The organism is Mesorhizobium sp. B2-8-5 (assembly GCF_006440675.2).
Lineage (GTDB): Bacteria > Pseudomonadota > Alphaproteobacteria > Rhizobiales > Rhizobiaceae > Mesorhizobium.
In genome coordinates this window covers 3,702,606-3,717,289 of record NZ_CP083951.1, presented here as the reverse complement: position 1 = coordinate 3,717,289, position 14,684 = coordinate 3,702,606, and the positions used below count along the sequence as shown (strand labels likewise).

Genomic DNA, 14,684 nt, shown 5'->3' with positions numbered 1-14,684 from the left:
CGACGTCAGGTTGTTGCAAACACCACCGTCTGCAGCAACCCTCCCCCCTGCCTGTTCTCCAGCGTGATCGTGCCGCCGTAGCGCTCGATGATCTCCTTCGCGATCGCGAGCCCCAGCCCAGCGCCCGGAATGAATTGCGTGCGCGCCGGATCGACTCGGAAGAACGGTTCGAAGGCCTTGCTCAACAGGTCGGGCGGAATGCCGGGGCCGCCGTCGGCGATGGTGAGAACCGCTTGGCCGCCCCGCCCCGCAAGCGCGACGGAGCAGCTCTTGCCGTGCGTGGCGGCGTTGACGATCAGGTTGCGCAGCGCGCGGCGCAAGCCAAGCGCGCCGGCTTTGACCGATACGTGATCAAGGTGGTCGATCGTCACCGCGTGGCCAAGCGAGATCATCTCGACCTCGATATCGCGGACCAGCCTGTCCAGTTCCACCGGCTCGATCGCGTCCTGGTTGACCTCCTCGCGCACCAGGCGGATGGCGCTGTCGGCGATGCGATCGAGCTCGTCGAGATCGCTCAGCCATTTTTCGCGGTCTTCGTCGAGGAACTCGGCCCTGAGCCGCATCCTGGTCATCGGCGTGCGCAGGTCATGACCCGCGGCCGCGACAAGGCGCATGCGGCTTTCCATCGCGGTCTTGAGCCTTTCCGACAGCTCGTTGAGCGCACGCGCCGTCGCCCTGACTTCGGCGGGTCCTTTCTCCGGCACAGCCGCCAGCACCCCATCCGATCCGATCTTGCTGACGGCGGCTTCCAGCATCTCCAGCGGCCGCACCAGCACACCGGTAAAGTAGATCGAGACCGGCGTGGCGCCGAGCACGATCAGCGCCATCCAGCCCGCCAGCCCATACCAGACATCGCGCGGCGGACCGAAATCGGGAACGTCGACGATCATCCAGCGATTGCCAGGCAGAGCGACCGAGGCGACCATGCCCGGCCCGCCGACGTTACGGGTGACGACAGCCGAAACATCGACGCCGTCATGCTGCAGGATATCGTTCAGCACGCGCGTGTGCTTGCGGTCCTCGATACCGGGGGCCGGACTGCCGCTGACGGTGACCGGCGCGTCGCGCGCGGTCTGCGCGTGGCCGGGAGCCAATTGCACCATATACTGGATCTGGTGGGCCAGCGGCCCCATGATCAGTTCGGGCGACGGACCCCCGAGCACCTTGACGGCAACGAATGTCGCGAGGCCCACGACACCGAGGATCGAAACGACGAGAAGGATGATCAGCCGTCGGCGCAGCGAGGTCATGTGCCCGCCTCCGTCGTCGGGGCGCGGTACTCCATCGTCTCGACGCGCGCGGTCAGCTGATAGCCGCCATTGCGCACCGTCTTGAACAGCGCCGCCTCGCCCGCTTCGGCAAATTTCTTGCGCAGCCGGCTCACCAGCACGTCGACGGAGCGCTCCAGCGGATCGCGCTCGCGGCCCTGCGTCAGGTCGAGCAGCTGGTCGCGCGACAAAAGCCGGCCGGGACGGTCGAGGAAAACCTGCAGCAGGTCGAACTCGGCGCCGGTAAGATCGATCAAGGCGCCATCGGCATCCATTACCTTGCGCGTGTCCGGCTCCAGCCGGTAGCCGGCGAACTGGTAGACGCGCACCTTGGGCGGAGCGGCCTCCTCGGGCGCCGAGCGCCTGAGCACGGCGCGGATGCGGGCCGACAGCTCGCGCGGGTTGAACGGCTTGCCGAGATAGTCGTCGGCGCCGAATTCTAGCCCGATGATGCGGTCGACATCCTCTTTCAGCGCCGTCAGCAGGATGACCGGGATGTGCGGCTTGCGGTCACGCAGGCTCCTGCAGATGTCGAGACCCGAGCCATCGGGCAGCATGACGTCGAGCACGACAAGATCGAACTGGCCGGCGCCCAGCTTCTGCTCGCACTCGCGCCTGTCAGCCGCCACCGAGACGCGAAAGCCCTGGCCGTCCAGATAGCGCCCGAGCAGCGTACGGATCTCGCGGTCGTCGTCGACGACGAGGATGTGGGGTTGTGCCTGCATACCCGGCCCGTTTCACCTTGCCCGTTATCGTTGCCCGTCTATCACTGCTTGTCCCTGATTATAGGAAGTGCCGCGCGCCAACGGCACGAAAAATTGCAACCGAACGTTTCCCGCAAGGCGCCGGAAACGTTCGGAAACAAATCTCCTTTTTGCGGAAACCTTCGGCAACACGCCGACGCGAAGCGGCAAAAGTCGCTTCCTATCCTCCCTGCATCCGAAGCATGCAGGAAAGGATAACGTCATGCGAAGCAGACTTTTGGCGCTCGGCCTGTTCTCGGTCGCGGCCATCCACCCGGTGCTGGCCGCCCAGCCCGAGCCCGGCGCACCGGGCGACCAGCCGCCGGCCTTCGATCGGCAGGACGATGCGGGTCCAGGCCCGATGCGCTGGCACGGACAGCGTTGGGCGATGCGGCATGGACCGGGGGATTTCGGCCCTCGTCGCATGAGACCGCCGCCCGAAATGCTCGCGGCGCACCTTTCGTTGCTCGAGACCCGCATCGGCATCCGCTCCGAACAGCTCGACGCCTGGCGCGATTACACCAGCGCGCTGCAGGCGGTGCTGGCGCCGCCGGCACGACCGGACTTCGGCCTGGGCGGCACCGGCGGTCCGGGTCCCGACGGACCTGCGCCAGGTGCTGCCCGCGATCCCTTCGCATTCCAGGAAAAGCTGGCCGACGATGTCACGACGCGCGCCGCCTCGGCGGCCAAGCTGAAGGACGCGATCGCTGCGCTCCGCTCCAAGCTGACACCCGAACAGCTCGAAATCCTCGCTTCGGCGGATCGGCCGCATGGCCCGCCCCCCGGCCCGTGGGGTGATCCGACGGATGCAGCCGGCCCCGGAGGTCTGCCCGATCACGGCGGACAGCTCCCTCCACCCCTACCCCGGAATGGCGAGCAACTCTGACCGGCTGCACCGGCCGGCCCCCTGACCCACCCGTTCAAGGGCCGGCCGGTACTTTCTGCGAGTTGGCGGACGCGTCCGCGCGACCGCCAACTCGCATGGAGCGCATTATGATGTGGGAAGCCCTGATGATGCTGCGGCTGCTTGCCTCCCTGGGCTCGCCCTTGACGACCCGCCCCGGCGCCGGCGCCAGGCAGCAGATCCTGTCGAAGCAGGTGCTGCAGGGGGCGATCCGGCTGAGCTTCGCCGCCTACCGCCTGTCGCTTCCGATCTCGCCTTCGAACACCGAAAATCATGACCAGAAAATTGCGTAAAAGCCATCTTCTCCTCGTCGCCATACTGGTCGCGGCCGCTGTCGCCGCGATGCTGAAGGCCTATGGCCGCGGCGCGCCGGAGCCGGACGTCGGGAAAGCCGCGCCTGCTCAGGCTGCCACGCTCACCGTTTCGGTGGAGCGGGTCCATCCCGAGGCGGTCACATCTTCCGTCAGCGCCACCGGCACGGTGGCAGCCTGGCAGGAAGCGACGATCGGCGCGGAAGAGAGCGGCCTGCGCCTGACCGAGGTCCTGGCAGCCGAGGGCGACCGTGTGAGGGCCGGCGATGTCATCGCCCGGCTGGACGACTCGCTTCTCAAGGCCCAGCTTGCCGAGCAGAAGGCGGCTGTCGCCCAGGCGCAGGCGACACTCGACTCCGCGCTGTCAGCCGCCGCGCGCGCCGATAAGCTGCTCGCCAGCAATGCCGTCAGCGCGGAGACCGCCGAGGAAAAGGCGACCGCGGTGAAAACCGGCAAGGCAGGTGTCGAGCAGGCCGAAGCCGCCGCCGACAGGTTGCAGGCCGAGCTCGACAGGACGACTATCCGCGCACCCTTCGACGGCATCGTGTCCAGCAAGCCGGCCGTGACGGGCTCCATCGTCCAGGCCGGCACTGAGTTGATGAAGATCATCCGCGACGGCAGGCTGGAGGTCGGCGTCCTCGTCCCGGAAAAGGATCTGGCGGCCATCTCGGTTGGCCAGGCGGCGAACATCATAGACGCCTCGGGCCGCGCTTTCTCCGGCAGCGTTTCCTCAATAGCAGAGACGGTTAATGCGACCACCCGGCTCGCCACCGTCTATGTCGCGGTCGGCGAAGGTTCCGGGCTGAAGCCCGGCATGTTTGCCCGCGTCACGATCGAGACGGCGTCGTCCCGGCGGCTTGCCGTCGCCGAGACGGCCCTGGTCTGGCATGACAGCAAGCCGGCCGTGTTCGTCATTGACGGTGAAAGCAAGGTCAGCGCGCGTCCCGTCGCGACCGGCGCGCGCCAGAACGGTCGGGTCGCCATCGAAAGCGGCCTGTCGGAAGGCGAACAAGTCGTCGTCGCCGGCGCCGGCTTCCTCAATGACGGCAATCTCGTGCGCGTCGCCGCCGGCGAAGCGACGGCTGCCGATGCCGCAAGCGCGGCGGAGCAGACGCGATGAACGCCATCTCCTCCTGGTCGATCCGCAATCCGGTGCCGACCATCGTGCTGTTCCTGTCGCTGGCCATCGCCGGCGTCTATGGCTTCATGCAGCTGCGCACGAACAACATGCCCGACATCGACCTGCCGACCGTCACCGTCACAGTGGCGCAGCCGGGCGCCGCGCCGAGCGAAATGGAAGTCCAGGTCGCGCGGGTGATCGAAAATGCCGTGGCAACCCTCGAAGGCGTCGACGACGTCTCGACCTCGATCAGCGAGGGCTCGTCCGTCACCACGGTCGAATTCACCCTCGGCACCGATCCCGAGACCGCCACCAACGATGTCCGCAACGCGGTCTCGGGTGTGCAGTCCAGCCTGCCGGCCGCAGCCCAGACGCCGGTCGTGGCGAAGGTCAACGCGACCGGCAATTCGGTGCTGACCTTTGTCGTCGAGGCGCCCGCTATGTCGCCGGATCAGCTGAGCTGGTACATCGACAACGACGTCGCCAAGGTGCTGCTCGGTGTCGATGGCGTCTCCAAGATCACCCGTTCCGGCGGCGTCGACCGGGTCATCCGCGTCGAGCTCGATCCCGACCGCCTGGCGGCGCTGGGCATCAGCGCCGGCGATGTCAGCCAGACGCTGGCCTCCAACAACGTCAACCAGCCGGGCGGCCGCGCCAATATCGGTGGCCAGGAGCAGTCCGTGCGCACGCTCGCCAGCGCCACGACGGTCGAGGCGCTGGCCGACACCCGCATCGCGCTCAATGGCGCCGGTGACGTCAAGCTGTCCGATCTAGGCACCGTCGTCGACAGCTGGGAAAAGCCGCGCCAGGCCGCCTATCTCGACGGCAGGCAGGTCGTCGCCTTAAATGTCTACAGATCGGTCGGTTCGAGCGAGATCGACGTGGTCAAGGCCGCCCGCGCCGCGATCGCCGACTTGGGGGCCAGGACCACGACGGCGAAATTCACCGAAGTCACCTCCTCGTCCGGCTTCGTCCAGGAAAGCTATGATGCCGCCCTCGAGGCGCTCTGGCTCGGCGCTCTGCTCGCCGTCGGCGTGGTCTGGCTGTTCCTGCGCGACATCAGGGCAACGCTGGTGTCGGCGGTAGCCATGCCGCTGTCGCTGATTCCGACCTTCGCGGTGATGGCGGCCTTCGACATCTCGCTCAACAACATCACTTTGCTCGCGCTGTCGCTGGTCGTCGGCATCCTTGTCGACGACGCCATCGTCGAGATCGAGAACATCGTGCGCCACATGCGCCAGACCGGCGTTAGCGCCTACCAGGCAGCGATCGAGGCGGCGGACGAGATCGGCCTCGCCGTGGTTGCGACCACCGCCACCATCGTCGCCGTTTTCCTGCCGGTCGCCTTCATGCCCGGCATTCCCGGCAAATTCTTCTTCTCCTTTGCCGTCGCCGTCTGCGTATCCGTGCTGTTTTCGCTGCTGGTGGCGCGCATGCTCACCCCGTTGATGGGCGCCTATCTGGTGCGCGCCGGCGGCCACGACGAGGACGATCTGCCTGCCTGGGTGCCGACCTATCTGTGGCTGCTGCGCAAGGCGCTCGACCACCGCTGGATCACGCTGTTGGCAGGCATTGCCTTCTTTGCTGGCTCGATGGCGCTGGCAACGAAACTGCCGACCGAATTCATGGCGGCGGCGGATCGCGGCCGCTCGATGATCTCGGTCGAGCTGCAGCCCGGCTCGACCATCGAGCAGACCACGGCTGTGGTGCAGGAGATCAACAAACGGCTTCAGAAGGAGCCGGCCGTCGACAGCGTGTTTGCCAACATCGGCACGGCCGCCTCGTCAGGCGGCGGGCCGAACCAAAGCTCGAGCTCGGCCGAGGTGCGGACCGCGACCGTCACGGTCAACCTGAAGCCGCGCGCCGAGCGCACCATGAGCCAGCAGCAATTCGAGGCCGAGGCTTCGCCGAAGCTCAACGGCATTCCAGGCGCCCGCATCCAGTTCGGCGCCGACGGCTTCGCCGGCGCCAAGGTGTCGATCACACTGGTCGGCGACGACGGCGCGGCTCTCGAAAAAGCGAGCAACGCGCTGATCGAGCAGATGAAATCCGTGCCGGGCCTGATCAACCCGACCTCGACGGCCGCCACCACCAAGCCCGAGCTGATCGTGCGACCCGACAGCGCCAGGGCTGCCGAGCTTGGCGTCACGCCGACAGAGATCGCCGCGACGGTGAAGATCGCCACCATCGGCGACACCGACACCAGCCTGGCGAAATTCAATCTCGGCGATCGACAGGTGTCGATCGTCGTCACTCTGCCCGACGGCGCCATCGACCATCCGGCGAAGCTTGCGGTGTTGCCGCTGGCCGGCAGCAAGGGCACGGTGCCGCTCGGCGCCGTCGCCGACATCGGCTTCAGCGCCGGACCGAACAGCATCACGCGCGTCGACCGCAGCCGCAGCGCGACGATAGAGGCCGACCTCTCCGGCCTGACGCTTGGCCAGGCGACCACAGCCATTCGCGCGCTGCCGATCATGAAAAGCCTGCCCCAGGGCGTGCACGAGCTGGCGCGCGGCGATGCCCAGCGCATGCAGGAGTTGTTCACGGGCTTTGCCACCGCGATCGCCGCCGGCATCATCCTGATGTACCTGACGCTGGTTTTGCTGTTCCGCAGCTTCGTGCAGCCGGTGACCATCCTAGTGGCGCTGCCGCTGTCGGTCGGCGGCGCGCTTGGCTTCCTGCTCGTCACGGGCAAGGCACTTGGCATCTCGCCGTTGATCGGCATACTGATGCTGATGGGCATCGCGGCCAAGAACTCGATCCTGCTCGTCGAATATGCCCTGGTCGCCGAGAAGGAGCATGGCATGAGCCGCTTCGAGGCACTGCTCGACGCCGCCCGCAAGCGAGCCCGGCCAATCGTCATGACATCGATCGCCATGGGCGCCGGCATGCTGCCGATCGCGCTTGGCATCGGCGCCGACGCCGAGACCCGGGCGCCGATGGCGATCGCCGTGATCGGCGGGCTCATCTCCTCGACCGTGCTCAGCCTCGTCTACGTGCCGGTGGTCTACACCTTCATGGACGACATCCAGGGCTTCCTCGTCCGCCACCTCGGCAAGCTGTTGGTCGAAGCGCCCGGCGCGACCGGCCAAGCGGGAACCGCAACTCCAGCGAAAGATCCAGCCAATGCATATCAAGCCTGACCGCTCTCTGTTGCTGGCGAGGCCTCGCCGCCTGTCTCCCTGGGCGGGAATTCTGTGCGCCGCGCTTCTCCTGGCGGCCTGCTCGCAGGAAAAGAGCCAGGTGCCGGCCGGCATGGGTGGCGTCGGCAGGCCCGAGGTCGGCGTCGTCACGCTGCATCCGCAATCGGTTGCGATCACCGCCGAATTGCCGGGCCGCACGGCGGCCTCTCTCATTGCCGAGGTGCGCCCGCAGGTCGACGGCATCATCCAGCAGCGCCTGTTCCAGGAAGGCGCCGAGGTGGTGGCGGGACAGCCGCTCTACCTTATTGACCCGGCGAGCTATCAGGCCGCCTATGATAGCGCCGTCGCCACCCAGCAGAAGGCGGAAGCCGCGGTGCCCACCGCGCAGGCCAAATTCGATCGTTATTCCGGGCTGCTGAAGCAGAACGTGGTCTCGAAGCAGGATTACGACGATGCCGCCGCGACGCTGGCGCAGGCCCAAGCCGATGTCGCGTCGGCCAAGGCCAGCGTCGAGACCGCGAAGATCAGCCTCAACCGCACCTCGATCACCGCGCCGATCGCCGGCCGGATCGACAAATCGTCATTGACGCCGGGCGCGCTGGTCACGGCCAACCAGGAGACGGTGCTGACCACCATTCGCTCGCTCGACCCGATCAATGTCGACGTCACGCAATCGAGCACCAACCTGCTCAATCTGCGCCAGGCGATCAACGAAGGCCGGCTGAAGTTCAGCGGGGCCAATGTCAGCGTCAAGCTGAAGCTCGACAACGGCACCATCTACGCAGAGGACGGCAAGATGGAATTCGCCGGCGCCAATGTCGACCAGTCCACCGGCACCTTCGCGCTCAGAGCCCAGTTCCCCAATCCCGACCGCTTGCTCTTACCGGGCATGTACGTGCGCGCCATCGTCGAGGAAGGCGTAGCCCAAAACAGCTTCCTGGTGCCGCAGCGCGGCGTCACCCGTGATCCCAAGGGCCAGGCGACGGCCATGGTGATCAATGCCCAGGGCAAGGTCGAGCAGCGTACGCTGAGCGTGCGCAACAGCGTCGGTAACAACTGGCTCGTGGATTCCGGCGTCGGCGACGGCGACCGCGTCATCGTCGAGGGCCTGCAGCTGGTGCGCGCCGGCGGCGACGCGACGGCGGTCGAAGTGACGATCGACGAAACGACCGGCGAGATCAAGGACCGCGAGCAGAACTCCGCCTCAGCCGCCCCCGCCGGCGGCAATGCCGCCGGTGCCGCAAAGCAGCCGGCCTCCGGCGCAACCGGAAACTAAAGCGATGTCGGGTTTCTTCATCAACCGGCCGATCTTCGCCTGGGTGATCGCCATCGTGATCATGCTGGGCGGCCTGCTCGCGCTGCAATCGCTGCCGATCTCGCAATATCCGCAGATCGCGCCGACCACCGTCAATATCAGCGCCACCTATCCCGGCGCCGATGCCCAGACCGTCGAGAACTCGGTGACCAAGGTCATCGAGCAGGGCATGACCGGCATCGATAATCTCGATTACATGATGGCGACGTCGACCTCGACCGGTCAGGCTTCGATCACGCTGACCTTCACCAGCGCCGCCAACGCGGATACGGCCCAGGTTCAGACGCAGAACAAGCTGCAGCTGGTGCAGTCGCAGCTGCCCCAGGTCGTCCAGAGCAACGGCATCACCGTCTCCAAATCCTCGACCGGCTTCCTGATGGTCATCGGCTTCGTCTCCAGCGACGGCAAGATGAACTCGACCGACCTTGCCGATTATGTCGACAGCACCGTCAACGACACGCTGAAGCGCGTCGAAGGCGTCGGCTCGACGCAGCTCTTCGGCTCCGGCTATGCCATGCGCATCTGGCTCGACCCCGACAAATTGGCGCAATACGCGCTGATGCCGAACGATGTCGCCACCGCCATCGAAGCGCAGAACACGCAGGTTTCGGCGGGCCAGCTCGGCGGCTTGCCGGCGCGCAAGGGCCAGCAGCTCAACGCCACGGTGACGGCCAAGAGCCGGCTGCAAACCGCCGAACAGTTCCGCAACATCATCCTCAAGAGCAATACCGACGGCTCGCTGGTTCGGCTGAACGACGTCGCCAAGGTCGAGATCGGCGCCGAAAGCTACACCACGCAGGCCCATTACAACGGCAAGCCTGCCGCCGGCGTCGCCGTCAACCTGGCGACCGGCGCCAACGCCATCAGCACCGCCGAGGCGGTGCGCGCGACGATCAATCGCCTGAGCTCGACCTTCCCGCAAGGCGTCGAGGTCGTCTACCCATACGACACCTCGCCCTTCGTGCGCCTGTCGATCGAGGAAGTGGTGAAGACGCTCGCCGAAGCGATCGTGCTGGTTTTCCTGGTGATGCTGCTTTTCCTGCAGAACCTGCGCGCCACCATCATCCCGACGATCGCGGTGCCGGTGGTGCTGCTCGGCACATTCGGCGTGCTTTCCTTCTTCGGCTATTCGATCAACACGCTCACCATGTTCGCCATGGTTTTGGCCATCGGCCTGCTCGTCGACGACGCCATCGTCGTGGTCGAGAATGTCGAGCGCGTGATGCAGGAGGAAGGCCTGCCGCCGAAAGAGGCGACGCGCAAATCGATGCACGAGATCACCGGCGCGCTGATCGGCATCGCCACCGTGCTGTCGGCCGTGTTCGTGCCGATGGCCTTCTTCGGCGGCTCCACCGGCATCATCTACCGGCAATTCTCCGTCACCATTGTCTCGGCGATGGTGCTCTCGGTGCTGGTCGCGCTGGTGCTGACGCCGGCGCTATGCGCCACGATCCTGCGGCCGGCCAAGAACCACGCGACGCAGAAAGGTCCGTTCGGCTGGTTCAACCGCGTCTTCGATCGCGGCACGATCGCCTATCGCGACGGCTCGCACGGCATCATCAACCGGTCGTGGCGCTTCCTGGCCGTGTTCCTGGCCATCGTCATCGCCATGGGCTGGATGTTCGCCCGGCTGCCGAGCTCGTTCCTGCCGGACGAGGATCAGGGCATCCTGATCACCAGCGCATCCCTGCCGGTCGGCGCGACGCAGGATCGCACCGAGCGCGTGCTGGCCGAGGTGACCAACCACTATCTGAACGAGGAGAAGGACGCGGTCGAAGGCGTGTTCACCGCTTCCGGCTTCGGCTTCGGCGGCGCCGGACAGAATGTCGGCATCGCCTTCGTGCGGCTGAAGGACTTCGACCAGCGCAAGACGCCGGCTCTCGCCGCATCGGCGGTCGCCGGCCGCGCCATGGGCGCCTTCTCCAAGATCAGGGACGCGCAGGTTTTCGCGCTCGCCCCGCCCGCCATCCAGGGGTTCGGCAACACCAACGGCTTCGATTTCTACCTCCAGGACGTCAATGGCGCCGGCCATGAAGCGCTGATCCAGACGCGCAACCAGCTGCTGGGCTTGGCCGCGAAGAGCACGCCGCTCGCCAACACCCGCCCCAACGGCCAGGAGGATCAGCCGCAATTCTCGGTCGATATCGACCAGGAAAAAGCGAGCGCGCTGGGCATCAGCCTTGCCGACATCAACAACACGCTGTCGACCGCCTGGGGCAGCGACTACGTCAACGACTTCATCGATCGCGGCCGGGTGAAGCCGGTCTATCTGCAATCGGACCCGGACTTCCGCATGCAGCCGGAAGACCTCGACAAATGGCAGGTCCGCAACTCCGGCGGCGCCATGGTGCCGTTCTCGGCCTTCGCCTCCAGCCACTGGACCTACGGATCGCCCCGCCTCGAACGCTACAACGGCTCGGCCGCGGTGGAGATCCAGGGCGCGGCGGCGGCGGGCCAAAGCTCCGGCGCGGCGATGGACGAGATCGACAGGCTGGTCGCGCAACTGCCGGCCGGATATTCGCATGAATGGACCGGGCTGTCGCATCAGGAGAGGCTTTCCGGCAACCAGGCGATGTCGCTCTACGCGATTTCGGCGCTGGTCGTCTTCCTCTGCCTTGCCGCGCTTTACGAGAGCTGGTCGATCCCGTTCGCCGTCATGCTGTCGGTGCCGATCGGTATCTTCGGCGCGCTGGCGGCGGCAAGCCTGTTCGGGCAGACCAACGACGTCTATTTCAAGGTCGGGCTGCTGACCACGATCGGTCTTGCCGCCAAGAACGCCATCCTCATCGTCGAGTTCGCCATTGAGCGGCAGTCGGCCGGAATGGGATTGGTCGAGGCGACGCTCGAGGCGGCGCGACAACGCCTGCGGCCGATCCTGATGACGTCGCTGGCCTTCATCCTGGGCGTCACGCCGCTTGCGATCGCCAGCGGCGCCGGCTCCGGCGCGCAGAACTCGGTCGGCATCGGCGTCATGGGCGGCATGATCGCGGCGACCGCGATCGGCGTCTTCCTCGTGCCGCTGTTGTTCGTCACGGTGCGCCGCATCTTCAGGGGCAAGGCGGCCAAGCAGGATATAGGCGGGACACAAGCCACAGCCACTCCGGAATAAAGGTTTCTCTCAAATGTTTGATTTTGAACGCGGTTTCGCGACCGCGAAGGGGCTCTTTTTGCCCGCGCTTGCCACTGCCCTGCTCTCGGGATGCGTCGTCGGTCCGGATTACCAGAAGCCTCTGCTGGCAATGCCGGCGAACTGGAGCGGGCAGAAAGCGGCGAACCCGGCCAAGCCGGCGCAATTGTCGAAATGGTGGCAGCGCCTGCGCGACCCCGAGCTGAACGCGCTTGTCGACGAAGCGGTTGCCGGCAATCTCGATGTCGCCACCGCCAAGGCCAAGATCCGCGAGGCGCGGGCGAGCTACCGCCAGTCGGTAGGCACATTGCTTCCATCCACCGACGGTTCGGCCTCGGCCACCCGCAACAGGGTCTCGGCCACCACCGCGGGCACGACGGCCAGCGAGACCTACAGCCAGTATCAGGCAGGCTTCGATTCCAGCTGGGAACTCGACCTCTTCGGCGCCAACCACAGGGGCGTCGAGGCGGCGAGCTACGGACTGGACGCCTCCGAAGAAGAACTGCGTTCAACCCTTCTCACGCTGATTGGCGACGTGACCTCGAACTACGTCCAAGCACGCGGCTATCAGGCCCGTATAGCGCTTGCCCGGCGCTCTGCGGCGTCGCAGCGGCAAACCGCCCAGCTCACCCGCACCATGGCTCTGGCCGGCTCGGCGACCGCGGCGGATGTCGCCAAGGCGGATGGACAGGCCAGCGGCACGGAAGCCGGCGTTCCGAGCCTGGAAGCGAGCTATGCCGAGGCTGTGCATCGCCTTTCCGTGCTGACCGGGCGACCGCCGGCGGCGCTCACCGAGCGCTTGAAGCGCGCCGGACCGATCCCGGCGCCGCGCCTGCCGATTCCGACCGGCATCCCGGCCGACATCCTGCTCACCCGTCCGGACGTGCGCTTGGCCGAGCGGCAATATGCGCAGTCCACCGCCAAGATCGGCCAGGCCGAGGCGGCGCGTTATCCGAGCGTCAGCCTGACCGGCGACATCAGCACCACGGCCCTCAAGCTCGGCGATCTCGGCAAGAACTCCACCATCGGCTGGTCCTTTGGCCCCACGCTCAGCGTGCCATTGTTCAACGCCGGCCAGCTGCAGGCGGCCGTGGACGTCGCCAAAGCCCAACGCGATCAGTATTTCGTGGCCTACAAGTCCGCCGTGCTGACGGCTCTGGAAGACGTGGAAAACGCCACGGTTTCGCTGTCGCAGGAGCGCATCAGAAACGGCAAGCTCGCCTCCTCCGCGAAGTCTTATGGCGATGCCGCGCGGCTTGAAGGAACGCTCTACAAGGCTGGAGAGACCAGCCTTCTCGATGTGCTCGATGCCCAGCGGTCGGCCTATTCCGCCGACGACTCCGTCCTGCAAAGCCGCGTCTCGATCGCCACCGATTATATAGCCCTCAACAAGGCGCTCGGCGGTGGCTGGAACGGCGCGATCGACACCGCCAGGCCCGAAATCATCGATGTCCGCACCGGTCCGCGGCTGGCATCGAAGACGCAATGACCGGTGAGCCGTGCTGCCTATCCGTCACGAACGGCCCGAACAAATTCCCGTGAGCCATGCCCGCAAGCAATATCCCACTATATACCCACTACATAACAGCGTCGTTGAGGTAATGAGATGTCAGGCGCCTACGATCTGGGAACCAATCTGGTCCGCCGTATCTATGAGAAACGCATAGATGCACCGGCCATTCTTGATGCCGGCACGCATTTTCCCAATGCCGCGAAGTTCACCGCCGCCTGGCGGGATATCCGCGACGAGGCGCTGGCGGCGAAGCTGAACAACGCGCCGCGCTTCCACGACATCATGCCGGAGCAGGCCGATATCTCGGCCAACGACGGTCTCGACTGGCGCATGTTCGTGCTCAAGGCCTATGACATGACGGTCCCGGAAAACCTCGCGCGCATGCCGGTCCTGAGCCGGCTGCTTGCGGAGTGCCCGGAGGTCAAATCGGCAGCTGTCTCATTCCTGGCCCCGCGCAAGCACATCCCGGCGCACCGCGGACCTTTTCGCGGCATCATGCGGTTCCATCTTGGCCTGGTCATCCCGAAACAGCCGGACGGCCGTCCGGCAACGATCATGATGATCGATCACGAGGAACGGCGCATCGCCGACGGCGAGTGCATGCTATGGGACGACACGTTCGAGCACGAGGTTATGAACAACTCGGATCAGCCCCGCGTCGCTCTCCTCCTCGACGTGTGGCGTCCGCAAATGCCGCTGGACATGGAAATCCTGTCGCGTGTGATCGTGCGCGGCGTGCAGGTGGGGATGCGCTATCGTGGCGTGTCGTTCGGCGGCTGAACCAGTTGCAAAGGCTCAAAGCGCGCCGCGCTTTAAGCGCGCGCCTCGCGATACGTCCCTGTCGCGCTGCCACGCTTGCCGGGGAACATCGCGTCCCTCGCCAGCAATCCGCTGACGCGGCAGAAGGCAGCGAACGCGCGGCAGGCTTCCTCGGCGCTGGCCACGTCGACCGTCGCGCCGAAACAGGCGTTGAACGCGGCTTCGTAGACCTTGCCCTGCCGGCGCTTCGGCCAATCCTGCAGGAAATCGAGCGCCTGCTCGACGCTGTAGATTTCCTCGACCGGCAGGCCGGGCGCGGGCGTGATGCGCACCGGCACCTCGAATTGCAATCTGTCCATTCCCTGTCTCCCGAACTGGCGTAGCCGGAGCAACGCCGCTCGATGTGAAAAGTTGCTTTTGCGGCCTTCTGACTCGCAAATGTGACCTCAGTGCGATGAAGAGTCGGTGCGGCGGATCGGCG

Annotated in this window: 11 protein-coding genes; 8 read left to right on the top strand and 3 right to left on the bottom strand. The window is 66.0% G+C overall.

The window, feature by feature from the left end; translation table 11 throughout:
- Positions 1–5: 5 nt before the first annotated feature.
- Both FJ430_RS17950 and FJ430_RS17945 read right to left on the bottom strand, forming a co-directional pair.
- Positions 6–1,250 (bottom strand): ATP-binding protein, encoded by a 1,245-nt coding sequence (locus FJ430_RS17950; protein ID WP_140708062.1) that lies wholly within the window; start codon positions 1,248–1,250, stop codon positions 6–8.
- Entirely contained in the window at positions 1,247–1,993 is a 747-nt protein-coding gene (locus FJ430_RS17945) for a response regulator (protein WP_140647622.1), read from the bottom strand. Before FJ430_RS17945 ends, FJ430_RS17950 begins: the two co-directional genes overlap by 4 nt.
- Before the next feature lie 241 nt (positions 1,994–2,234).
- Here FJ430_RS17945 and FJ430_RS17940 point away from each other — a divergent pair, with 241 nt between their 5' ends.
- The 8 genes from FJ430_RS17940 (at position 2,235) to FJ430_RS17905 (ending at position 14,224) form a co-directional block, all read left to right on the top strand.
- Positions 2,235–2,897, top strand: coding sequence for a hypothetical protein (locus FJ430_RS17940; protein WP_140708064.1), 663 nt, complete (start codon positions 2,235–2,237; stop codon positions 2,895–2,897).
- Positions 2,898–3,004: 107 nt separating this feature from the next.
- Positions 3,005–3,208: a hypothetical protein gene (locus tag FJ430_RS17935; protein WP_226891765.1), complete on the top strand. Its 204-nt coding sequence runs from the start codon at positions 3,005–3,007 to the stop codon at positions 3,206–3,208.
- Positions 3,189–4,346, top strand: coding sequence for an efflux RND transporter periplasmic adaptor subunit (locus FJ430_RS17930; RefSeq protein WP_140708066.1), 1,158 nt, complete (start codon positions 3,189–3,191; stop codon positions 4,344–4,346). The genes FJ430_RS17935 and FJ430_RS17930 overlap by 20 nt, the downstream gene beginning before the upstream one ends.
- The gene (locus tag FJ430_RS17925; protein ID WP_226891763.1) at positions 4,343–7,489 is read left to right on the top strand and encodes an efflux RND transporter permease subunit; all 3,147 of its coding nucleotides are present in this window, start codon (positions 4,343–4,345) and stop codon (positions 7,487–7,489) included. The genes FJ430_RS17930 and FJ430_RS17925 overlap by 4 nt, the downstream gene beginning before the upstream one ends.
- Positions 7,473–8,765, top strand: coding sequence for an efflux RND transporter periplasmic adaptor subunit (locus FJ430_RS17920; protein WP_140708068.1), 1,293 nt, complete (start codon positions 7,473–7,475; stop codon positions 8,763–8,765). Before FJ430_RS17925 ends, FJ430_RS17920 begins: the two co-directional genes overlap by 17 nt.
- Positions 8,766–8,769: 4 nt before the next feature.
- Complete coding sequence (locus tag FJ430_RS17915; RefSeq protein WP_140708070.1) at positions 8,770–11,913, top strand: efflux RND transporter permease subunit; 3,144 nt, start codon at positions 8,770–8,772, stop codon at positions 11,911–11,913.
- 13 nt (positions 11,914–11,926) lie between these two features.
- A complete protein-coding gene (locus FJ430_RS17910) occupies positions 11,927–13,420 on the top strand; it encodes an efflux transporter outer membrane subunit (protein ID WP_140708072.1) in 1,494 nt (497 codons plus the stop codon).
- A 117-nt stretch (positions 13,421–13,537) separates the two neighbouring features.
- Entirely contained in the window at positions 13,538–14,224 is a 687-nt protein-coding gene (locus FJ430_RS17905; RefSeq protein WP_140708074.1) for an aspartyl/asparaginyl beta-hydroxylase domain-containing protein, read from the top strand.
- Positions 14,225–14,256: 32 nt separating this feature from the next.
- On the opposite strand, the gene FJ430_RS17900 is transcribed toward FJ430_RS17905, so the two are convergent.
- On the bottom strand, positions 14,257–14,562 hold the full coding sequence (locus FJ430_RS17900) for a DUF982 domain-containing protein (RefSeq protein ID WP_140708076.1): 306 nt from the start codon (positions 14,560–14,562) through the stop codon (positions 14,257–14,259).
- Between the last annotated feature and the right edge of the window lie 122 nt (positions 14,563–14,684).

Bases quoted from the DNA above. Each gene is read 5' to 3' on its own strand.
- FJ430_RS17945 (WP_140647622.1), bottom strand. From the start codon at position 1,993: ATGCAGGCACAACCCCACATCCTCGTCGTCGACGACGACCGCGAGATC.
- FJ430_RS17925 (WP_226891763.1), top strand. From the start codon at position 4,343: ATGAACGCCATCTCCTCCTGGTCGATCCGCAATCCGGTGCCGACCATC.
- FJ430_RS17935 (WP_226891765.1), top strand. From the start codon at position 3,005: ATGATGTGGGAAGCCCTGATGATGCTGCGGCTGCTTGCCTCCCTGGGC.
- FJ430_RS17930 (WP_140708066.1), top strand. From the start codon at position 3,189: ATGACCAGAAAATTGCGTAAAAGCCATCTTCTCCTCGTCGCCATACTG.
- FJ430_RS17950 (WP_140708062.1), bottom strand. From the start codon at position 1,250: ATGACCTCGCTGCGCCGACGGCTGATCATCCTTCTCGTCGTTTCGATC.
- FJ430_RS17900 (WP_140708076.1), bottom strand. From the start codon at position 14,562: ATGGACAGATTGCAATTCGAGGTGCCGGTGCGCATCACGCCCGCGCCC.
- FJ430_RS17940 (WP_140708064.1), top strand. From the start codon at position 2,235: ATGCGAAGCAGACTTTTGGCGCTCGGCCTGTTCTCGGTCGCGGCCATC.
- FJ430_RS17910 (WP_140708072.1), top strand. From the start codon at position 11,927: ATGTTTGATTTTGAACGCGGTTTCGCGACCGCGAAGGGGCTCTTTTTG.
- FJ430_RS17915 (WP_140708070.1), top strand. From the start codon at position 8,770: ATGTCGGGTTTCTTCATCAACCGGCCGATCTTCGCCTGGGTGATCGCC.
- FJ430_RS17905 (WP_140708074.1), top strand. From the start codon at position 13,538: ATGTCAGGCGCCTACGATCTGGGAACCAATCTGGTCCGCCGTATCTAT.
- FJ430_RS17920 (WP_140708068.1), top strand. From the start codon at position 7,473: ATGCATATCAAGCCTGACCGCTCTCTGTTGCTGGCGAGGCCTCGCCGC.